The sequence below is a fragment of the Photobacterium sp. S4TG1 genome, from assembly GCF_036040035.1.
Taxonomy (GTDB): Bacteria; Pseudomonadota; Gammaproteobacteria; order Enterobacterales; family Vibrionaceae; genus Photobacterium.
In genome coordinates this window covers 658,107-680,384 of record NZ_JAYXUH010000001.1, presented here as the reverse complement: position 1 = coordinate 680,384, position 22,278 = coordinate 658,107, and the positions used below count along the sequence as shown (strand labels likewise).

The window sequence follows — 22,278 nt, the reverse complement described above, 5'->3', positions numbered from 1 at the left end:
GAAGTGAACGAGTACGCCACAGAAGAACAACAGGTTGAAGCGATAAAATCGTGGTGGCAAGATAACGGCAAAGCCGTTGTTCTAGGCGCCGTGATTGGTTTAGGCGGTCTATTAGGTTGGCGTTATTACCAGTCTGAAGTCCATACTGCTAAACATTTAGCATCTGACTCCTATACTCAAGTAGTTACAGCTCTCGACAATAATAGTAAAACTGCTGTTACTGAAGCGCAAACGTTCATCGAAGCTAACAAAGACAGTCAGTATGCTGTTCTTGCTGCATTACAATTAGCGAAAGTTCAAGTTGAAAATAATCATCTTGATGGTGCGATTGAACAACTTAATTGGGTGATCAATAACACTAAAGATAACGCTATTTTACCGTTAGCAGTAACACGTCTAGCACGTATTTACGCAGAACAGCAGAAGTTTACTGAAGCGTTAGCTGAACTGAAAAAAGTAACGATTCCAAGCTGGAATGAAAATATTGCAGAATTACGCGGTGATATCTTACTGCAAAAAGGCGATATTCAAGCAGCTCGTGATGCATATATAGAAGCTCAGCAAGATGGTTCATCACCAGCATTGCAAATGAAGCTTAATGACTTAGCTCAATAAGGCGAACAGAATGCATAAGGTGTTAAAACGCGCTTTAGCCGTAGCAATTGCTGTGAGCGTATTATCTGGTTGTGCGAGCGAAGTTGATTCTATTCACATGGCACCATTGCCTAAAGTAGACAATACTTTTACGCCTAAAACAGATTGGAGTCGTAGTGTTGGTGACGGTGTTTCTGGTTACTATTCAAAGCTAACGCCCGCTGTTGGTCAAGGTAAAGTCTTTGTTGCTGATCGTGATGGTTTAGTTGAAGCTCTAGATTCTAGCAACGGCAAAGTGCTATGGAAAAATGATTTAGAGAAAGAGACGAGCGTTAAAATTTCTGGAGGCTTAGTTTTAGCGGAAGGAAAAATCTTTATCGGTACTGAAAATGCTGACGTAATCGCATTAGATGCAGCAACAGGTAAAGAAGTTTGGCGTGCTAAAGTCGCTGGTGAAGTGTTATCACAACCTTTAGTTGATAGCGGTATTGTTGTTGTTAACACCAGTAGTGGTGTGCTTGAAGCGCTTAATGCTGATACAGGTAAGAGCAAATGGCAAATCAACAATGAGATTCCAACGTTAACATTACGTGGTACAAGTTCTCCAGTTGCGATTTCTGGTGGTGTTTTCTGGGGGCTATCAAATGGCCGTTTAGAAGGTGCTATCTTAAATGATGGCCGTGTATTGTGGCAGCAAACAATTTCAACCCCTAAAGGCTCAACTGAAATTGATCGTTTAGTGGATGTTGATGCTGCTCCTGTGATTTCTGGCGATCGTTTATATGCTATCGGCTATAATGGATCACTAGTATCGATTGATCTTCGTAGTGGTCAAATTGCGTGGAAACGTAATTACTCATCAGCAACAAATTTTGTGGTTGATGGTAATGAGTTGTTCTTAGTGACAGCTAAAGATCATATCGTTGCTGTTGATGCACGTAGTGGCACTGAGTTATGGCAAAACAAAGATCTTCAATACCGCCAACTAAGTGCGCCTGCAGTTATTGATGGCTATTTGGTGACCGGTGATGCTGAAGGATATCTACATTGGTTAGATACTCAATCAGGTGAATTTGTTTCACAAGAATCAGTTGATGGTAGCGGTATTGCGGTTCCACCCGTTGCACTTGATGACAATGGCTTCATTGTTGTTACTCGTGATGGTGAAATCAACAAAATGCAAATATCGAAATAAGTCGGTATACTGTCGCTAGATTAATTTGTCGGCTCCAGCTGTCTTATGCAGTTGGAGCCGTTGTTGTTATATCCGTTGTGTATATTATTGTCGGATGAAGATAAGTAAATATGCTTATTTGAGGCAAGAATGAACGGTAAAATGTCAATTAAGACTATGAAAAGTAAGAGGTAGTTATGATTCCTGTTGTTGCCCTTGTCGGGCGCCCAAACGTGGGTAAATCGACGTTGTTCAATCGTCTTACCCGCACGAGGGATGCACTAGTTGCAGACTTTCCTGGTTTAACTAGGGATCGTAAATACGGTAGAGCTGAGCTAGAAGAGCACGAATTTATTGTTATTGATACCGGTGGTATTGATGGCACAGAGGAAGGTGTTGAAACCAAAATGGCTGAACAGTCATTAGCGGCAATCGAAGAAGCAGACGTTGTACTGTTCCTTGTTGATGGTCGTGCGGGATTAACTTCTGCTGATGAAGCAATTGCAAAACACCTTCGCAGCCGTGAAAAGCCAACATTTTTAGTGGTTAACAAAGTTGACGGTATTGATCCTGATACTGCTTGTGCTGAGTTTTGGCGCTTAGGCGTTGATGCGATGTTCCAAATTGCAGCAACTCAAAACCGCGGTGTAACGGCATTAATGGAGCGTGCGTTAGCGCCATTCTCTGATAAGTTAAATGCAGAGTTAGCGGCTGAAAATGGTGAAGATGGTGAATTGTCTCTTGAAGATTTAACCTCAGTTGAAGACATCGAGAAAGCAAACCTTTCTGAAGAAGATGCTGAAGCTGCGTATAAACGTCTGCAAGAACAACCAATTAAGATGGCTATTATTGGCCGTCCTAATGTGGGTAAATCAACGTTAACTAACCGTATTCTTGGTGAAGAGCGTGTTGTTGTTTACGATATGCCTGGAACAACACGCGACTCTATTTACATTCCAATGGAACGTGATGGTCAAGAATACGTATTGATTGATACCGCAGGTGTTCGTCGTCGTAAGAATATGAGCATGGCTGTTGAGAAGTTTTCTGTTATTCAAACATTGAAAGCTATCGAAGATGCTAACGTTGTATTACTCGTTATTGATGCGCGTGAAAATATTTCAGATCAGGATTTAAGCCTACTTGGTTTTGTTCTGAACTCTGGTCGTTCATTAGTGATTGCAGTTAATAAGTGGGATGGTTTAGATAACGACGTTAAAGAGCGTGTTAAATCTGAACTTGATCGTCGTCTTGGTTTTGTTGACTTTGCACGTATTCACTTTATTTCTGCATTACACGGTACTGGTGTTGGTCACTTATATGAATCAGTTATTGAAGCATACAAGTCAGCAACTAAGCGTATTAGTACATCATTGCTAACCCGTATTATGCAAATGGCGCAAGATGATCACCAGCCACCAATGATTCGTGGCCGTCGTGTGAAACTAAAATATGCCCATGCTGGTGGTTACAACCCACCGATTATTGTTATTCACGGTAACCAAGTAAATGACCTTCCTGGTTCTTACAAACGTTACTTGATGAACTACTACCGTAAGTCATTAGAAATGATGGGTACACCTATTCGAATTCAATTCCAGAATAGTGAAAACCCATTTGAAACAACAAAGCAGAAGTTGACTGTTTCTCAAGAACGTCAACGTAAGCGCTTAACGAGTGCTTTACACGATCGCAGAAAGTAATATTAGCGATTAAGTCTGTTGTCTCTAAATGTGAAAGCCCAACCATAGTGTTGGGCTTTTTTATAAGGAAAATATCATGGCAGGTGTTATACCAATGATTGCTAAACCAATAATGATTAACCCAACCACCGTTCTTTTTACGCAAAATAAATGGCAAATAACCACAGCTGTTGTTTGTGCGGTTGCTAATAAAAATGGCGGTACATGGATTGTTACTGAACAAACACCGTTTCATCCTGTGAGTCATATTTGGCCTGATCATCCTGCAGATCGTGGTGACTTAGTGTTTCAAACCGAGCAATACTCGGTGATCGATTGCGTTGTAGGCGCAATCGAAATAGCGACTCAACAACTGTATATTGCTGCCAATATTCCTGTTAAGCGTGATACTGATGGTTGGGTATTTGTTGTGGTACACCATGTTGCGTCAGCGGTGAACTTTTGTGTTGGTGAGAAGGTAACACTGGTTGTTGATAAAGGGTATCAGCAGAGTTTAAGCCGTGGTCACAGTGGAGGACATTTATCATCACTAGCGCTAAATAAAGTATTACATACTGATTTCTGGCGTAAAGATCCAAGTCGATGTGATGAATTAGGTCATTACGATTTTCATAGTTATGCGCAAGAAAAGAGTATTGTTAGTGAAAATCGCAGCACCGATCATTATCGTTTAGGTAAAACCTTGCGTAAAAGAGGCCTAAATAGTGCTGAAATGGTAGCAAGCTTAGCAGAAATAACCGTAGCTATTAATCAGCAACTGGCGCAATGGATCCAACTTGCTACGCCGATTGTAATGCGTCGTGAAGGGGATGCATTAACAGACTCACGCTATTGGCAATGTGATCTTGGTGATGAGGGGATAATTGAAATTCCCTGCGGCGGAACACATGCTACTTCCTTAGCAGAATATTACGCGTTAACGGTAAAGTTTGAGATTATCTCTGAGCAAGAAATTGTCATGATAACGACCGCCATCGTCGCATAAATAAGATGGCATTATTATTTATAAATCGTCTACGGACGATTTTTTTATATCTGTAATTGTCTATTTTTTATAATGTTAGTGGGATTTTTTATACAGGTGACTATTATTGAATAAGAATAAATCGACATTATCGAAATGTATAACATGGTAAATGTGGTCAATATTTATTCTTTTTTAAGTATGATCTTAATTTATTAAATATTAGATCTGTGGGTTTTTAAGCAGAAAGATTGGAGTTTTATACTGTTTAAAATCCATATGCAGAATATGTAACTTATGCTTTCGGGATGTGTATTGATAAATATTCTTTTGATAGCTGATCGCTGATCAGATTTAATAAACACAATGATCACCCATAAGGGTAATGATCATCTTGGTGATCTTAGTCTCACTGCCATCATGGGTAAAACGTGATAATGGTGAAATATTGTTAGGGGTATGCCTAAGATTTAGAGAATGGTATTTAAATTTAGTAGCATCTCACTCAATAATTTTGCATGCTAGAACAAATTCATTTAGGAGTGAAATAAAGTGATTAAAAATACTTGTCCGCAATGTGAGAGTGAATTGAGTTGGAAAGATCAGGGGTATTTTTGTGATTATTGCCAGCAAGGAGTGACTAAAACAGCATTTTGTCCTGATTGTTCGGAACAATTAGAGAAGTTACAAGCATGTGGTTCTGCTAGTTATTTTTGTCATTATTGCAATGAGTTAAAATCAAAGTCACGAGTAAAAATCGTATTTAGTAAAGCGGAAGGTTAATCTTTTAATGCCGTTATGCCGCAATAATAAAGAGCCATATTGCGGCATAGAAGTCTAATAGGTAGCGAGTATTAATTGCTATTAACTGTGGTATGGATCTTACCATCGGTAACGGTTGTGATCAGTTGATCCCCTACTTTTACTTGATCACAACGACGAATAAGCTCTCCTTTGTCATCTCGCGTAATTGAGTAACCGCGGCTAAGCGTTGCCAATGGGCTTACCGTATCTAATTTTTCTGCCGCTAAGACTAATTTATGGTTCGCATTTAATAATTGTCGATCCATCGCATCCAATAAACGTCGCTTGGTGTTAATGAGTGTTGCAGTGTGATGCTGAAGTTGCTGCTGTGGTGAATAAAGCGATAATTTATATTGGTTCTGAGTAATACGTTGTTGCTGTATTTGTATTTTTTTCAGCATTATCTGCTGAAGTCTACGACTGATCTCATCTAGATGCTGTTGTTGTTGGTTTAAGCGTAATTGTGGATGTTGGCGATCTAAACGATGCTTTAATTGATTAATATGTTGTTTTTTATCGGCAAAATAAAATTGAATAGCATGGCGCAATTGTTGCTGCTTTTGAGCGATTTTATCAGTTTGTGCGGTGCTATCTCGACTGATTAATTCTGCTGCAGCTGAGGGGGTAGGTGCACGCATATCTGCGACAAAATCGGCAATAGTGATATCGACTTCATGGCCGACTGCACTTACGATGGGTATCTGACTTGCTGCAATTGTCCGTGCAACAATTTCTTCGTTAAATGCCCATAAATCTTCTAATGAACCGCCACCACGACCAACGATTAAAATATCACATTCTTGGCGTGCATTTGCCCGTCCAATCGCTTGAGCTATTGATATCGCAGCCCCATCCCCTTGAACCATTGTGGGATAAATAACCACGGCTAAACTTGGATCGCGACGTTTTAATACGTGCAGAATATCGTGAAGAGCCGCGCCTGTTTTAGAAGTAATAATGCCGACACGTTGCGGTTGTTGTGGTAATGGTTTTTTTAATGATTGAGCAAATAAGCCTTCAGCGGCAAGGGTCATTTTAAGTTGTTCAAATTGCTGCTGTAAACGGCCATCACCTTCAGGTTGCATACTTTCAATAATCAATTGATAGTCACCGCGAGGCTCATAAATAGATAAGCGCGCTTTAACTAATACTTGATTACCATTGCTCGGTTTAAAGGTGACATGACGATTATTGCCTTTGAACATTGCGCATTTAACTTGGGCTCGAGAATCTTTGAGGGTGAAATACCAATGACCAGAAACGGGCATTGAAAAATTTGATAATTCACCGACGAGCCACACTATTCCCATTTCATTTTCAAGGATTAGACGGACTTGCGCATTGAGACTAGAAACGGTGTAGATACGATCGTTGGATTGGCTTTGAGAAGCGAATAGAGTCACGAAGGAAGCACCTGCTAACGAATGAATGGCGGCAGGCGGTCAGAAAACTATCAAATAGAACGAAAAACGCCTAGGCAGATCAATGGACAGATCTTGGCCGTATTTCGTCGACCGCATCACCGGATAGTTAACCGAAATATACTACACAGCAAATGTTTTTTGTCAATAAAAAAATAAAAAATAAAGCTAGCCAAACGATTGCTTCATACGTATAATCCGTTCGCAATATTTTAATCTTCTTTGTAAACCTTTAAATTGGTGTGAGATATTGCATGTTACGAATTAAAAAAGAAGCGTTGACGTTTGATGATGTATTATTAGTTCCTGCTCATTCTACAGTCCTACCTAACACTGCCGATCTGCGCACCCGTCTCACGAAAGAGATTGCTCTTAACATTCCTATGCTATCAGCATCTATGGACACAGTGACTGAAGGTCGCCTAGCTATTGCTCTTGCTCAGGAGGGTGGTATTGGTTTTATCCACAAGAATATGTCAATCGAACAACAAGCGGCTGAAGTTCGCATGGTGAAAAAGTTCGAAGCTGGCGTTGTTGCAGAGCCTGTTACCGTTAAACCAAATAACACTATTGCAGATGTTAAGCGTTTAACGGAAGAAAATGGTTTCGCAGGTTACCCTGTGGTTACAGATAACAACGAATTGATCGGTATTATTACTGGTCGTGATGTTCGTTTTGTTACCGACCTTTCAATTAAAGTTGAAGAAGTAATGACTTCAAAAGAGAAACTAGCCTCTGCTAAAGAAGGTGCATCTCGTGAAGAAGTTGAAGCTATCATGCAAAAGTACCGTGTTGAAAAAGTACTGCTTGTTGATGATAACTTCCGCCTAAAAGGCATGATTACAGCGAAAGACTTCCAAAAAGCAGAACGTAAACCTAATGCATGTAAAGATGCGCGCGGTAGCTTACGTGTAGGTGCTGCTGTTGGTGCTGGTGCGGGTAATGAAGAACGTGTTGCTGCATTAGTTGAAGCTGGCGTTGACGTATTACTTATCGATTCATCTCACGGTCATTCTGAAGGTGTTTTACAACGTATTCGTGAAACACGTGCAGCTTTTCCGAATTTGCCTATCGTTGGCGGTAACGTTGCAACTGCTGAAGGTGCTCGTGCACTGATTGAAGCTGGTGTAAGTGCGGTTAAAGTGGGTATCGGCCCTGGTTCAATCTGTACTACTCGTATCGTAACCGGTGTGGGTGTTCCACAAATTACAGCGATTTCAGAAGCGGCATCTGTTGCTGATCAATATGGTATTCCAGTTATTGCGGATGGCGGTATTCGTTATTCTGGTGATTTATGTAAAGCTATTGCGGCGGGTGCATCATGTGTAATGGTTGGTTCAATGTTTGCAGGTACTGAAGAAGCACCAGGTGAAGTTGAACTGTACCAAGGCCGTTCATACAAATCATACCGTGGTATGGGTTCTCTTGGCGCAATGTCAAAAGGCTCTTCTGACCGTTACTTCCAATCAGATAATGCAGCAGACAAACTTGTACCAGAAGGTATTGAAGGTCGTGTGGCTTACAAAGGTTTGATGAAGGAAATTGTGCATCAGCAAATGGGTGGTTTACGCTCAAGCATGGGCCTAACGGGTTCTGCGACAATTGAAGACTTACGCACTAAAGCTGAATTTGTACGTATTTCAGGTGCAGGTATGAAAGAGTCACACGTACATGACGTGACGATTACAAAAGAAGCACCTAACTACCGTATGGCTTAATTATTAAGCAGTCGGTATTCATTAAACGAAAACGATTGCCTAAGTTGCGAAGTTAGATAAAATCGGGGCTAAATATAGCCCCCAATACATTCAATTTTTGAGATAGCTCTATAATGACCACTACCGCAAATATTCATGACCAACGTATTCTTATTTTGGATTTTGGTTCGCAATACACTCAGTTAATTGCTCGTCGTATCCGTGAAATCGGCGTTTACTGTGAGCTTTGGAGCTGGGATGTTGATGAAGCTGATATTCGTGATTTCAATCCAAACGGTATTATTCTTTCTGGTGGTCCTGAAAGTGTAACTGAAGCGGGTTCTCCTCGTGCACCACAATATGTATTTGAAGCGGGTGTTCCTGTTTTTGGCGTATGTTACGGCATGCAGACCATGGCAGAACAACTGGGTGGTAAAGTTGCCGGTTCTGATGAGCGTGAATTTGGTTATGCGCAAGTTAAAATTGTTGAGCAGACTGCTTTCTTAAAAGATATTCAAGATGCTGTTGCTGCGGATGGTACACCATTACTTGATGTATGGATGAGCCACGGTGACAAAGTTGTCGAAATTCCAGCAGATTTTATTAAAGTCGCTGAAACAGATACCTGTCCATTTGCGGCAATGGCAAATGAAGACAAGCGTTTCTACGGAGTGCAATTTCACCCAGAAGTAACGCATACCCGCCAAGGCATGAAGTTAATTGAAAACTTTGTAATGAATGTGTGTGGCTGTGAAAAGCTATGGACTTCAGCCAATATTATTGAAGATGCGATTGCACGAATCAAAGAACAAGTGGGTGACGATGAAGTTATCCTTGGTCTTTCTGGTGGTGTTGATTCATCAGTGGTTGCGATGCTTATTCACCGTGCAATTGGCGATAAGCTAACATGTGTATTTGTTGATAATGGTTTACTTCGTCTTAACGAAGGTCAGCAAGTAATGGACATGTTTGGTGATAAATTCGGCCTAAACATTATTCACGTTAAAGCTGAAGATCGTTTCTTAACGGCATTAGCGGGCGTTGATGAGCCAGAAGCAAAACGTAAAATTATCGGTCACGTGTTTGTTGATATTTTTGATGAAGAATCAAAGAAACTAAAAAATGCTAAGTGGTTAGCACAAGGTACTATCTACCCTGATGTTATCGAATCTGCAGCGTCTAAAACGGGTAAAGCACATGTGATTAAGTCACATCATAACGTTGGCGGTTTGCCTGATGATATGGAAATGGGCTTAGTTGAACCATTACGTGAATTATTTAAAGATGAAGTACGTAAGATCGGTCTAGAGCTTGGCTTACCTTATAACATGCTATACCGCCACCCATTCCCAGGACCTGGTTTAGGTGTACGTGTATTAGGTGAAGTGAAGAAAGAGTACTGTGACTTACTACGTCGTGCTGATGCTATCTTCATTGAAGAGCTACATAATGCTGATCTTTACAATAAAGTATCACAAGCATTTACTGTATTCTTACCTGTACGCTCTGTAGGCGTGATGGGCGATGGCCGTAAGTATGATTGGGTTGTATCGCTACGTGCGGTAGAAACTATCGACTTTATGACCGCGCATTGGGCTCACTTACCTTACGATTTCTTAGGTAAAGTATCAAACCGTATCATCAATGAAGTTAATGGCATTTCACGTGTTGTTTACGATATTTCTGGTAAGCCACCAGCCACGATTGAGTGGGAATAATTACGGGCTTATCAGCACGAATTGAATAATAAAAAGCACCTACGGGTGCTTTTTTTATTGCTGTAATTTAAGGCGATTGAAGGACAAAAGCTAATAGTGGTTGTTTATTTTTGTGTATCAGCAAAAGGAGGGTAGCCCTAATAAGGGGGTAGGTAAGGAGGGAGATAAATCGTAAATCCCCACAAATGTTGCAGGTATGTTTTTTTATTGTTTTTAGTAAGTTTCGTATTAATGATTAGTTACAATATGTTGTGGTATAAGAGTGTTATAAATAGGTCTATAACACTGTTTGTTGTGGTAATTTCATTACAATCGTTCAGCGAATATTCAGATTTTATTTGGGCGAAAAACACAATGAGATCGACTGCATGTAAGTAGATCCAAACAGCAAACATAACCAGCATAAGGACATGGCATTACCATGAACGAAAAAACACTGAAGCAAGCACCACCTCCATCGACGAGTGCGATGGACAAGTTTTTAAATGGTATTGAGCGCGCAGGTAATAAAATTCCTGATCCCGCTTTACTGTTCTTTTGGGGTTTAGTCACCGTTTGGATTCTTTCGGCTGTATTATCACAGTTTGATTTTGGTCTTGTGCACCCAGTTACTAAAGATGTGGTACAAGTTAATAACTTGCTAACGGGCGATGCCATGGCAAGCTTCTTGGCTAATATGGTGAAAAACTTCACCGGTTTTGCGCCATTAGGTATTGTTTTGGTTGCTATGTTAGGTGTTGGTGTTGCTGAAGCGTCAGGCTTTATCAATACAGGCCTGAAAAAAATGCTAAATGTCACGCCAGCTAAGCTATTAACGCCGATGCTGATTTTAGTGGCAATTGTATCGCACACTGCGGCTGATGCCGGTTATGTATTGGTTATTCCTCTTGGTGGTATTATCTTCCACGCTGCGGGTCGTCACCCTCTAGCTGGTATTGCGGCTGCGTTTGCGGGTGTTTCTGGTGGTTTCTCTGCTAACTTTATTCCTTCTGGTATCGACCCATTATTAGCGGGCTTCACTCAAGAAGCTGCACGTATCATGGACCCAACTTACATTGTTAACCCGTTAGCAAACCTAATGTTCACTGGTTTATCATCATTTGTCATTGTCGGTATTGGCTGGTACATCACTGATAAAGTGATTGAGCCTCGTTTACAAAAAACAGCGATTGACGAAGATGCAGAAGAAGCTCCAGATATGGGCTCTTTTACACCACTAGAAAGTAAAGCATTTTCATACGCTGGCTGGACCATGGTTGTTGGTATCGTATTATTAGTTGCTGCGGTTTGGCCTGAAACATCACCATTACGCTCACCAACGGGTGAAGTGGCGGCCTTTAATGCGCCAGTGATGCAATCTATCGTACCGTTGATTTTTATTCTGTTTGTTATTCCGGGTATTATTTACGGTAAAGTTGCGGGCACATTTAAGCAAAGCAGTGATGTGATTAAAGCAATGTCGACCACAATGGCGGGCATGGCTGGCTTTATGGTGATGGTGTTCTTTATTGCTCAGTTCTTAGTTGCGTTTACTCAGTCAAACTTAGGTACACTATTAGCTCTTTCTGGCGCACAGTTATTGCAACAAATGAACCTTCCCGGCCAAGTAACTATTGTTGGTATGATTTTACTAACTGCAAGTGTTAACTTGTTGGTGGGTTCTGCTTCTGCTAAATGGGCATTGATTGGTCCAATCATGGTTCCAATGTTAATGGCTGTTGGTATTTCACCTGAACTTACTCAAGCGGCTTACCGTGTTGGTGACTCTGTCTCTAACATTATTTCGCCAATGATGGTGTTCTTCCCATTAGTGGTTGTGTACATGCAGCGTTATGTTAAGAGTTCGGGTATTGGTACCTTAGCGTCAATGATGATGCCGTACTCAATTGCGATGCTAATTGGTTGGACTATCTTCCTGTTAGTATTCTGGACACTAGGTATTCCTCTAGGTGTTCAAGCGCCTTACACTTACAGCATGTAATTAATAGACTGTAATAACGGTAATTAGCTTTAATATAGTTAGCTTTAATATAGTTAGTATTAATACAGCGTTATCGTTAAACAATAAAAAGCCTCGAACAGTTAGACTGGTCGAGGCTTTTTTGTGTCTTATTAAACCCTGTCTGCAAAAAAGGAGTTTAATAAATTAGCGGTTATTTATTGAAGTTTTCAACGTGGAAACGAAGATGCTCATCAATAAATGATGCCATAAAGTAGTAGCTGTGGTCATAACCATCTTGCATACGAACCTCAACGGGGTAGCTATTGGTTTCTGCTGCCGCAATCAGAGTTTCAGTTCGAAGTTGACCGTCATTGTAGAAGTTATCGTGCGTACCTTGATCAACTAACATTGGTAATTTGATCTCAGCAATACGCATCAATTCACTTGCATCATATTGCTTCCAGTTTTGAGTATTAGTACCCAGATAACCGGTAAATGCTTTTTGGCCCCAAGCGCAATTCATTGGATTAACGATTGGGCTAAATGCAGATGCAGAGCTATAACGCTTCGGATTACGCAAGGCGATCATGAGTGCACCATGTCCACCCATTGAGTGACCACTGATTGCACGCTGCTCAGTGACAGGGAAGTGTGCTTCAATTAATGTTGGCAGTTCATTTACGATGTAATCATACATATGGTAATGACGATTCCACGGCGCTTCTGTAGCATTAACATAGAAACCAGCACCTAGACCAAAATCATAAGCACCTTGTGGATCGTCGGCAACGCCTTCGCCACGTGGGCTAGTATCAGGAGCTACAATCGCAACACCTAATTCTGCCGCCATGCGTTGTGCGCCTGCTTTTTGCATAAAGTTTTCATCAGTACATGTTAGTCCTGATAACCAGTAAATAACCGGTACTTTTTGCCCTGCGGCACATTGCGGCGGCAGGTAAATAGCAAAACGCATATCACAATTAAGAACTTCTGAGCGGTGAGTATATTGCTTATGCCAGCCGCCAGCACTTTTGTTACAGCTAATATTTTCTAAAGGCATTGGATTTGGTCTCTTGTTAAAGCTGCGCAGAGTATCGGGACTCTGCACATTTTTTATGGCGTTATTATAGTAATACTGATGTATAAAAAGCTTACTTATCGAAGTGAATAACCGTACGGATACTCTTACCTTCGTGTAGTAGGTCAAATGACTTGTTGATGTCGTCTAGACCCATGTTAAATGAGATGAAATCATCAAGTTTGAATTCACCCGCCATGTAACGGTCAACGATACCTGGAAGCTCTGAACGGCCTTTAACACCACCAAATGCAGAACCACGCCATACACGACCAGTCACGAGTTGGAATGGACGAGTAGAGATCTCTTGACCTGCACCAGCAACACCAATGATCACTGATTCGCCCCAACCTTTGTGACAACACTCAAGTGCTGAACGCATTACATTAACGTTACCAATACACTCAAATGAGTAATCAACACCGCCGTCAGTCATTTCAACAATCACTTCTTGAATTGGCTTGTCGAATTTCATTGGGTTGATACATTCAGTCGCACCTAGTTTCATTGCTAGATCGAACTTACTTTCGTTGATATCAATCGCAATGATACGGCTAGCTTTCGCCATCGTGCCACCGATGATAGCCGCAAGACCGATACCACCAAGACCAAACACAGCGATAGTGTCGCCTTCTTTAACTTTAGCAGTGTTAAGTACTGCGCCCATACCGGTTGTTACGCCACAACCTAATAGACAGACTTCTTCAAGTGGTGCTTCTTTGCTGATTTTAGCTAAAGAGATTTCTGGAAGTACAGTGTACTCAGAGAAAGTAGAACAACCCATGTAATGGAAGATCGGTTGACCGTCTTTGTAGAAACGGGTAGTGCCGTCTGGCATTAAGCCTTTACCTTGTGTTTCACGTACAGCCTGACAAAGGTTAGTTTTACCAGATAAGCAGTATTTACACTTGCCACACTCAGCAGTGTAAAGTGGGATAACGTGATCGCCTACTTCAACACTTGTTACGCCTTCACCGATCATTTCAACGATACCGCCACCTTCGTGACCAAGGATCGCCGGGAAGATACCTTCTGGATCGTCACCAGATAATGTGAATGCATCTGTGTGACATACGCCAGTTGCAACGATACGAACTAATACTTCGCCAGCGCGAGGTAACATTACATCAATTTCTTCAACAGAAAGAGGTTGTTTAGGTCCCCATGCGATAGCCGCTTTTGATTTGATAAATTTGTCAGTCATAATCTTCACTCTAGTTTTATTTATTTCTACTTCATCAAAAGTAGATGAGAATTAGGTGGAAAGGGAAAAGTTATTATTTTCTTGCCCCGTTTCGATGGTAGCTATTGTATTTGTTTCTTGAATAAAGATAATTACCTAAAAGTGCAAATTACTTTTACATGTGTGTAATAATAAGCCGCGTAATCATCATTTTCACGATCGTTCATGTTACTAATAGGTATTTAAAATGTTTCTATGGGAAGGGGTGACTGAGTTTGTAGCTGTTGCGGAAACGGAAAGTTTTACTGCGGCATCAAAACGACTCGGTATTTCTACGGCACAAGTTAGCCGCCAGGTAAGTGCATTAGAGAACAGACTCAACACGAAGTTATTCTATCGTACTACGCGTAAGGTTTCATTAACGGAAGAGGGCAATGTTTATTATCAACATTGCCGTCAAGTATTAGATGGCCTTGAAGATGCTGAGCGTGCAATCAGTAATTTACGCGGTAAGCCACAAGGATTGATCAAATTAACTGCGCCTGTGACTTATGGCGAAAAGTACATTATGCCGTTAGTTAATGACTTTATGCTGCAATATCCGGAAGTGGAAGTGACGATTGATTTAACTAACCGTCAAGTTGATTTAGTAGAAGGCAGTTTTGATCTCGCAATTCGTTTAGGGCGTTTGACCAGCTCATCAATGATGGCGAAACGGTTAACTAGTCGTACCATGTATGTTTGTGCTTCACCCGCTTATTTACAGAAATTTGGTATTCCACATTCATTATCTGAATTACGTCAGCATAATTGCTTGATTGGTAACTACGATCACTGGCGCTTTCAAGAATCAGGTAAAGAAAAAAGTATTCGTGTGAGCGGTACCCTTAATTGTAATAGTGGTTATGGTTTACGTGATGCGGTGATTAAAGGGATCGGCTTAGCGCAATTGCCTGATTATTATATAGATAAGGATTTAGAATCAGGGGCTATTGTTCCTATTTTAACGAATTATCAAGAGCCTGATGAAGGCATTTGGGCGCTTTATCCGCATAACCGTCATTTATCACCTAAAGTGAGAATGTTGGTGGATTACCTTGCTGAACAATTACCTCACATTAGCCATTATGATTTGTAAGTACTTATACAGATGTTAAATAAAGAATTAGATGCTGAGGATTCAGCAGCAACAGATGATGTTTTTATGCGTCGTGCAATGGAGTTAGCCGCTCTAGCTGAAGCTGAAGGCGAAGTGCCTGTTGGTGCGGTTGTGGTACATGATGGCGTGATCATTGGCGAAGGCTGGAATCGCTCTATTGGTCATCATGATGCGACCGCCCATGCTGAAATGATGGCATTACGTCAAGCCGGACAAACGCTACAAAACTACCGTCTTATTGATACGACATTGTATGTCACATTAGAGCCGTGTCCGATGTGTGCTGGGGCTATTGTTCATAGTCGCGTTGGTAAAGTGGTATTTGGTGCGCATGATGCGAAAACGGGTGCCGCAGGCAGTGTGATGAACTTACTTAGCTATGACGGTGTTAATCACCATGTGCTGTTTCAAGGTGATGTATTAGCGATGGAATGCCGTGCGCAATTACAAGCCTTTTTTAAGCGCCGTCGAGCTGAGAAAAAAGCCGCTAAATTATTAGCAAGACAACAGCAACATGATGAATGAGTTCAGTTAAATCGAATAAGCTTGGTGGTGATTTATTATTAGATAAATGATTCCAAGCTTATTAGCTAATAGCTTGAACTGCTATGTTCGTCGTTGCCGTCAGAATACAACTGCGCTGACGCCATAGAATCTTTTTACGAATATTGCTACTAAGGCGTTTACGACGTGTGGCTGCTGTCGTGAGGTGTTTTGCAATACGCTGTGTTTTTGATCTTAATTTGATAACTTTCATGGTTCCATCCATCGCGTTAACATAACGGCTAAAGCATTCATCAGCGAATTAAGATATCGCTGTCACCGTTAATAATGTCATTGTTTATACAATACATTTATTATGCATGACAGTGCACTTTTTGATAGTGATCTTTATAAGTTAGTCACCAAACGTTGATCAAACTCTCATTGTGTAAAAAATAAGTCGATTATTCTAAATCTATACCGATGAATACGATTAAATCACTATTCTGATACCAATAACTGGATGGTTACTCAATGATGATGGTTGGGGGCGACGGTGTTGGTGTAATTGTTTGTAAACCATCAATAATTTTCAAATTATCACTTTCAAATTGGCTGCTATGAGCCCGTTCATAACCAATAATACTTTGGTAATAACGGCGAATCCCTTCAACATAATTAAGTGCTTCATTACCTCGCGCATAGCCATAGCGTGATTGAATGTAATATTTACGTTGACCTAATAATGGCAAGCGTTGTTTTACATCAACCCAAGTATCAGGGTTTCCCCCTTGGGCTTTGGTCAGCCGACGTGCATCCATTAAATGTCCAAAGCCGACATTATAAGAAGCGAGTGCAAACCAGACCTTTTCATGATCTTCAATGCTATCGGGTACGCGGGCGATCATCTTACGAAGATACTCACTGCCGCCGCGAATACTCTGCTCAGGATCTAAACGGTTAGTAACCCCTACTGATTCTGCCGTTGGTAAAGTAAGCATCATCATGCCACGGACACCTGTTGGTGATACGGCTTGTGGATTCCAATGTGATTCTTGATAAGATAATGCTGCTAATAAACGCCAATCAAATCCATTAGCATACTGTTTAAAGAGTGCTTCCCATTGCGGTAATGTTGTGTTGACCGCGCGTAAAAAGGCGCGAGTATCAACATAATCAAATTGATCTATATGGCCGAAATATTTCTCTTCCAGCAGTGTCATAGTGCCGTTTTGTTTCATTTGACCAAAAAATTCAATCATCAATGCATATAAACTATCGTTGCCGCTTTGTTTAACGAACCAACTAACGGGTTCGTCTTGCGTGAGTTCAAGAGCGATAGCAATATCAGGATGTGTACGTTGTAGTAATGCGACGTCAACAGAATCGGCGACGGTATAGTCAAGCTCACCTGTAGCAACTTTGATTAATAGATCATTAATGTCTGACTCGGGAATTGATTGCCATTTCAAGGTTGGGTGAGTGGTAAGCAGAAGCTTTAATTTTTGCTCATGGCTTGAGCCTTTGACAACAGCTAAACGTTTATTATTTTGAGCTAGTTCATCGAGATCTCGAGGTCGACGTTGACCTTTTTTATAGACTACTATTTGGCTCGCATAATAATAAGCGGGTGCAGGATGGTAGCCTTGAAGACGGTCGGGTGTCACGGTGAGTCCTGCGGCAATAATATCAATATCGCCACGTTCTAATGCGGGAAATAATTCAGAGAGGGTGAACATGGCGGTTATTTCAAGCTTAACCCCGAGTTTTTTAGCAAATGCTTGTGCCAGTTCATAATCCAACCCTGTTGGACCTTCTGCACCAATATAGTAAGACAGTTGATTGTTTAAGGTTCCTACTCTTAATACGCCACTGTCTCGAATTTTCTCAAGGCTGGTGGGGGTATTTTCTTGCCATTGACAGCCATTGATCAATACCGTGAGTAATAGCAGACTTATAAAACGACGCACGAGAGTGAAAAACTGAATATTTATCAACTAAGCAGACCTAATCTGAAAATTAACGCTCTTTATACCAAACCCTGTTAATTGCGCAAAGTTGAACTGCTCAATTAATGATCATAATTTAGATATTGGAATGGATATAATTGCATTATGCTATTTCACGGTTAAAAAATGACCCAAAAATAATAGCAAAGAAGGTTTTTTTGATATTTTGATTAAGATTGAAAAAAAAACACGCAAACGGTTGCGTCAGGTGTTACGTCACAAAAAAAATTCCCTTATACTAGGTGCTCGTGAATAACGTAGTGATAGTTAAGCAGTGAATAGTCTTGTACTAGGTGCTATTGAAGTAAGTTTCTACAGTGTGAAATTTACCTCAATATCACTTTTTTTAATCTGCTAATCGAGAGACCTTTGCACATGGAAATTTTGCGTGGTTCACCCGCTTTGTCTGAGTTTCGCGTTAATAAGTTACTTGAGCGTTGTCATGAGTTAGATCTGCCAATTACTCATATCTATGCTGAGTTTGCCCATTTTGCTGATGTGGTGACAACGCTAACCGCTGATGAACAAGCTAAACTTACCCGTCTACTCACATACGGTCCAACGATTGCAGAGCACGAGCCTAAAGGTTTATTGCTACTTGTTACTCCTCGTCCTGGCACGATTTCTCCTTGGTCTTCAAAATCGACCGATATTGCACGTAATTGTGGTTTAACAACGATTAAACGTCTTGAGCGTGGTACAGCATATTATATTGAATCATCATTACCACTTACTGCAGTACAATTAGATAACTTAAAAGCATTACTTCATGATCGAATGATGGAAGTGGTGACAGATAATGTTGAAGCCGCGGGTGCATTATTTATACAAGCGCAACCTGCAGCAGTGAAAAGTGTTGATATTCTAACGGGGGGCCGTCAAGCATTAGAGCAAGCGAATCTCACCTTAGGCCTTGCATTGGCTGAAGATGAAATTGATTACTTGGTTGAAAATTTTATCAAGCTTGAACGTAATCCCAATGACATTGAATTAATGATGTTTGCTCAGGCGAACTCAGAACATTGCCGCCATAAGATCTTTAATGCCGATTGGACGATTGATGGTGTCGATCAACCAAAATCATTATTTAAAATGATCAAAAACACCTACGAGCATAACCATGAGCACGTGCTGTCGGCTTACAAAGACAATGCTGCGGTTATGGAAGGGTCTCATGTTGGGCGTTTCTTCCCTGATCCACAATCACGTCAATATACTTATCATCAAGAAGATACTCATATTTTGATGAAAGTGGAAACGCATAACCACCCAACAGCAATTTCACCATGGCCGGGTGCAGCTACAGGATCTGGTGGTGAAATTCGTGATGAGGGCGCAACGGGTATTGGTGGTAAACCTAAAGCAGGTTTAGTTGGTTTTACAGTATCAAACTTACGTGTTCCTGGTTTTGAACAGCCGTGGGAAACCGATTTTGGTAAGCCAGATCGTATCGTTACCGCGTTAGATATTATGCTAGAAGGCCCACTTGGTGGCGCAGCATTTAACAACGAATTTGGTCGTCCAAACTTACTAGGTTATTTCCGTACTTACGAAGAAAAAGTTACTTCTCATGCAGGTGAGGAAGTACGTGGTTACCATAAGCCAATTATGATTGCGGGTGGCATGGGTAATATTCGTGCTGATCATGTGCAGAAAAAAGAAATACCTGTTGGCGCCAAGTTAATTGTGCTGGGTGGTCCCGCTATGAATATTGGTCTTGGTGGCGGTGCAGCGTCGTCAATGGCATCAGGTCAATCAGCTGAAGATCTGGACTTTGCATCTGTACAGCGTGAAAACCCAGAAATGGAACGTCGTTGCCAGGAAGTGATTGATGGCTGTTGGCAAATGGGCGACGACAACCCGATTGCCTTTATTCACGATGTTGGCGCAGGTGGTATTTCTAACGCTTTACCTGAATTAGTTAACGATGGTGAGCGTGGTGGTAAGTTCCAATTACGTGATGTACCTAATGATGAACCAGGCATGAGCCCTCTTGAGATTTGGTGTAATGAATCACAAGAGCGTTATGTATTAGCAATTGCGCCTGAAAATATGGCTACGTTTGATGCTATTTGTCAGCGTGAGCGTGCCCCTTATGCGGTGGTGGGTGAAGCCACAGCTGAGCGTCATTTAAGCCTTGAAGATAGCCATTTTGATAACACTCCCATTGATATGCCAATGGATATTTTGTTGGGTAAAGCACCAAAAATGCATCGTGATGCCACAACATTAACAGTGGCAGGGCAACCGCTTGATCGCAGTGAAATAACCATTGAAGATGCAACCAAGCGAGTTTTACGTTTACCAGCTGTCGCGGAAAAGACATTCTTAATCACCATTGGTGATCGCAGTGTGACTGGATTAGTTGCGCGTGATCAGATGGTGGGTCCTTGGCAGGTGCCAGTGGCTAACTGTGCGGTAACAGCGGCGAGTTATGATAGCTATCACGGTGAAGCGATGTCGATGGGTGAGCGTACGCCTGTTGCACTGCTTAACTTTGGTGCTTCAGCGCGTTTAGCGGTAGGTGAAGCAATCACCAATATCGCAGGCACTGATATTGGCGATATGAAGCGGATTAACTTATCGGCTAATTGGATGTCACCAGCCGGTCACCCCGGTGAAGATGCTGGTCTATATGAAGCAGTAAAAGCCATTGGTGAAGAGTTATGTCCTGCACTAGGATTAACTATTCCTGTCGGTAAAGATTCAATGTCGATGAAGACCAAGTGGCAGCAGGATGGTGAAGAAAAACAAGTGACATCACCATTGTCATTAGTGATCACCGCTTTTGGTCGCGTTGAAGATGTCCGTAAAACCGTGACACCGCAATTACGCACTGATAAAGGCGAATCTCGCTTAATGTTGATTGATCTCGGTTGTGGTCAAAACCGTTTGGGTGCGACAGCATTGGCACAAGTTTATAAGCAGTTAGGTGATAAAGCCGCTGATGTTGATAGCCCTGAATTATTAAAAGGCTTCTTTAATGCGATGCAAACCTTGGTGCGTGATGAGAAGTTATTGGCTTACCATGATCGTGGTGATGGTGGTTTATATGTCACTTTAGCTGAAATGGCATTTGCGGGTCACACGGGTATTGAAGTTGATATTAATACCACGACAACGGATGCATGTGATGATGTGCTAGCAGCGTTATTTAGTGAAGAGCTAGGTGCTGTGATTCAGGTGCGCAGTGACGATGTTGACGCTGTTCAAGCAATATTAGCGGCTAATGGTTTAGAAGTATGTAGTCATATCATTGGTACAGTAATCGATGAAGATACGCTACGGATTTGGAATGGTAATGATTTAGTGCTTGAACAGAATCGCACTGAATTACGTGCAATCTGGGCTGAAACTACTTACCAAATGCAAGCGATGCGTGATAATCCAGCGGGAGCATTACAAGAATTTGAAGCGAAGAAAGATACCCAAGATCCAGGCTTACATACTAAGTTAACATTTGATCTTAATGAGGATGTTGCTGCGCCATTTATTGCTCCTTCCATTAATTTTGGTGCTAAACCGCAAATGGCAATTTTACGTGAGCAAGGTGTGAACTCGCATGTGGAAATGGCCGCTGCGTTTGATCGTGCAGGCTTTGAAGCTAAAGATGTTCATATGAGTGATATTCTTAGCGGCAAAGTACAACTTGATGGCTTCAATGGCTTAGTGGCGTGTGGTGGCTTCTCTTATGGTGACGTATTAGGTGCAGGTGAAGGCTGGGCAAAATCAGTATTATTTAACAATATTGCCCGTGATCAATTTGCTGCATTCTTTACTCGCCCAGATACACTGGCGTTAGGTGTGTGTAATGGTTGTCAGATGATGTCTAACCTACATGAACTGATTCCTGGTGCTGATTTGTGGCCGCGTTTTGTGCGTAACGAATCAGAGCGTTTTGAAGCGCGTTTTAGTTTGGTTGAAGTACAAAAGAGTGATTCATTATTTTTTAATGAAATGGCAGGTTCACGGATGCCAATCGCAGTTTCACATGGCGAAGGTCGCGTTGAAGTACGTAATAATGAGCATTTGGCGGCGATTGAGCAGTCAGGAACGATTGCGCTGCGTTATCTTGATAACTACGGTAATGTCACTCAAAATTACCCAGCTAACCCTAATGGTTCGCCAAATGGTATTACAGGTTTAACCACTCAAGATGGACGTGTCACGATTATGATGCCACACCCAGAACGAGTATTCCGTACTGTGGCTAACTCTTGGCATCCAGATGAGTGGAGCGAAAATAGCCCATGGATGCGAATGTTCCGTAATGCACGCGTTAACCTAGGTTAAGCTTTACATTCATAAAACATATAAAGCTGTCATTTATTGGCAGCTTTTTTTATGGT

General features: G+C 41.4%; 16 protein-coding genes. 11 read left to right on the top strand and 5 right to left on the bottom strand.

Translation table 11 applies throughout. From position 1 onward, the window contains the following. Positions 1-3: 3 nt before the first annotated feature. The 5 genes from VXS03_RS03290 (at position 4) to VXS03_RS03270 (ending at position 5,218) form a co-directional block, all read left to right on the top strand. Entirely contained in the window at positions 4-615 is a 612-nt protein-coding gene (locus VXS03_RS03290; protein ID WP_327761946.1) for a YfgM family protein, read from the top strand. Between the two features lie 10 nt (positions 616-625). Next, entirely contained in the window at positions 626-1,789 is a 1,164-nt protein-coding gene (bamB, locus tag VXS03_RS03285; protein ID WP_080158903.1) for an outer membrane protein assembly factor BamB, read from the top strand. 176 nt (positions 1,790-1,965) lie between these two features. Then, positions 1,966-3,471: a ribosome biogenesis GTPase Der gene (gene der / locus VXS03_RS03280; protein WP_327761944.1), complete on the top strand. Its 1,506-nt coding sequence runs from the start codon at positions 1,966-1,968 to the stop codon at positions 3,469-3,471. 76 nt (positions 3,472-3,547) lie between these two features. After that, positions 3,548-4,456, top strand: coding sequence for an alanyl-tRNA editing protein (locus VXS03_RS03275; protein ID WP_442957411.1), 909 nt, complete (start codon positions 3,548-3,550; stop codon positions 4,454-4,456). Positions 4,457-4,987: 531 nt separating this feature from the next. Beyond that, on the top strand, positions 4,988-5,218 hold the full coding sequence (locus VXS03_RS03270) for a zinc ribbon domain-containing protein (RefSeq protein ID WP_327761942.1): 231 nt from the start codon (positions 4,988-4,990) through the stop codon (positions 5,216-5,218). Between the two features lie 71 nt (positions 5,219-5,289). Here the strand turns inward: VXS03_RS03270 and xseA are convergent, their stop codons facing one another. Next, positions 5,290-6,642, bottom strand: a complete 1,353-nt coding sequence (gene xseA, locus VXS03_RS03265; protein WP_327761941.1) for an exodeoxyribonuclease VII large subunit — start codon at positions 6,640-6,642, stop codon at positions 5,290-5,292. A gap of 272 nt (positions 6,643-6,914) precedes the next feature. On the opposite strand from xseA, the gene guaB reads away from it, so the two are divergent. The 3 genes from guaB (at position 6,915) to VXS03_RS03250 (ending at position 12,056) form a co-directional block, all read left to right on the top strand. Beyond that, complete coding sequence (guaB, locus tag VXS03_RS03260; RefSeq protein WP_327761940.1) at positions 6,915-8,378, top strand: IMP dehydrogenase; 1,464 nt, start codon at positions 6,915-6,917, stop codon at positions 8,376-8,378. A gap of 113 nt (positions 8,379-8,491) precedes the next feature. Then, a complete protein-coding gene (gene guaA / locus VXS03_RS03255; protein ID WP_080158898.1) occupies positions 8,492-10,075 on the top strand; it encodes a glutamine-hydrolyzing GMP synthase in 1,584 nt (527 codons plus the stop codon). A gap of 421 nt (positions 10,076-10,496) precedes the next feature. Further along, entirely contained in the window at positions 10,497-12,056 is a 1,560-nt protein-coding gene (locus VXS03_RS03250) for an AbgT family transporter (RefSeq protein WP_327761939.1), read from the top strand. Between the two features lie 172 nt (positions 12,057-12,228). Here the strand turns inward: VXS03_RS03250 and fghA are convergent, their stop codons facing one another. Next, positions 12,229-13,077 (bottom strand): S-formylglutathione hydrolase, encoded by an 849-nt coding sequence (gene fghA, locus VXS03_RS03245; protein ID WP_080158896.1) that lies wholly within the window; start codon positions 13,075-13,077, stop codon positions 12,229-12,231. 91 nt (positions 13,078-13,168) lie between these two features. Then, a complete protein-coding gene (locus tag VXS03_RS03240; RefSeq protein WP_327761938.1) occupies positions 13,169-14,299 on the bottom strand; it encodes an S-(hydroxymethyl)glutathione dehydrogenase/class III alcohol dehydrogenase in 1,131 nt (376 codons plus the stop codon). A 226-nt stretch (positions 14,300-14,525) separates the two neighbouring features. On the opposite strand from VXS03_RS03240, the gene VXS03_RS03235 reads away from it, so the two are divergent. Both VXS03_RS03235 and tadA read left to right on the top strand, forming a co-directional pair. Further along, positions 14,526-15,416, top strand: a complete 891-nt coding sequence (locus VXS03_RS03235) for a LysR substrate-binding domain-containing protein (RefSeq protein WP_045037555.1) — start codon at positions 14,526-14,528, stop codon at positions 15,414-15,416. A gap of 12 nt (positions 15,417-15,428) precedes the next feature. Then, positions 15,429-15,962 carry a tRNA adenosine(34) deaminase TadA gene (gene tadA, locus VXS03_RS03230; protein WP_327761937.1) on the top strand — a complete coding sequence of 178 codons (534 nt, stop codon included), beginning with the start codon at positions 15,429-15,431 and terminating at the stop codon, positions 15,960-15,962. Positions 15,963-16,023: 61 nt separating this feature from the next. Here the strand turns inward: tadA and VXS03_RS03225 are convergent, their stop codons facing one another. Further along, on the bottom strand, positions 16,024-16,194 hold the full coding sequence (locus VXS03_RS03225; protein ID WP_327761935.1) for a hypothetical protein: 171 nt from the start codon (positions 16,192-16,194) through the stop codon (positions 16,024-16,026). Between the two features lie 253 nt (positions 16,195-16,447). Then, the gene (gene mltF / locus VXS03_RS03220) at positions 16,448-17,914 is read right to left on the bottom strand and encodes a membrane-bound lytic murein transglycosylase MltF (RefSeq protein ID WP_327762040.1); all 1,467 of its coding nucleotides are present in this window, start codon (positions 17,912-17,914) and stop codon (positions 16,448-16,450) included. Between the two features lie 390 nt (positions 17,915-18,304). On the opposite strand from mltF, the gene purL reads away from it, so the two are divergent. After that, positions 18,305-22,222: a phosphoribosylformylglycinamidine synthase gene (gene purL, locus VXS03_RS03215; RefSeq protein WP_327761934.1), complete on the top strand. Its 3,918-nt coding sequence runs from the start codon at positions 18,305-18,307 to the stop codon at positions 22,220-22,222. Positions 22,223-22,278 lie beyond the last annotated feature (56 nt).

What these genes read in the sequence shown, in the direction of transcription:
- bamB (WP_080158903.1), top strand. Translation starts at nt 626, where the DNA reads ATGCATAAGGTGTTAAAACGCGCTTTAGCCGTAGCAATTGCTGTGAGC.
- der (WP_327761944.1), top strand. Translation starts at nt 1,966, where the DNA reads ATGATTCCTGTTGTTGCCCTTGTCGGGCGCCCAAACGTGGGTAAATCG.
- VXS03_RS03275 (WP_442957411.1), top strand. Translation starts at nt 3,548, where the DNA reads ATGGCAGGTGTTATACCAATGATTGCTAAACCAATAATGATTAACCCA.
- guaB (WP_327761940.1), top strand. Translation starts at nt 6,915, where the DNA reads ATGTTACGAATTAAAAAAGAAGCGTTGACGTTTGATGATGTATTATTA.
- guaA (WP_080158898.1), top strand. Translation starts at nt 8,492, where the DNA reads ATGACCACTACCGCAAATATTCATGACCAACGTATTCTTATTTTGGAT.
- VXS03_RS03250 (WP_327761939.1), top strand. Translation starts at nt 10,497, where the DNA reads ATGAACGAAAAAACACTGAAGCAAGCACCACCTCCATCGACGAGTGCG.
- fghA (WP_080158896.1), bottom strand. Translation starts at nt 13,077, where the DNA reads ATGCCTTTAGAAAATATTAGCTGTAACAAAAGTGCTGGCGGCTGGCAT.
- VXS03_RS03240 (WP_327761938.1), bottom strand. Translation starts at nt 14,299, where the DNA reads ATGACTGACAAATTTATCAAATCAAAAGCGGCTATCGCATGGGGACCT.
- VXS03_RS03235 (WP_045037555.1), top strand. Translation starts at nt 14,526, where the DNA reads ATGTTTCTATGGGAAGGGGTGACTGAGTTTGTAGCTGTTGCGGAAACG.
- tadA (WP_327761937.1), top strand. Translation starts at nt 15,429, where the DNA reads ATGTTAAATAAAGAATTAGATGCTGAGGATTCAGCAGCAACAGATGAT.
- VXS03_RS03225 (WP_327761935.1), bottom strand. Translation starts at nt 16,194, where the DNA reads ATGAAAGTTATCAAATTAAGATCAAAAACACAGCGTATTGCAAAACAC.
- purL (WP_327761934.1), top strand. Translation starts at nt 18,305, where the DNA reads ATGGAAATTTTGCGTGGTTCACCCGCTTTGTCTGAGTTTCGCGTTAAT.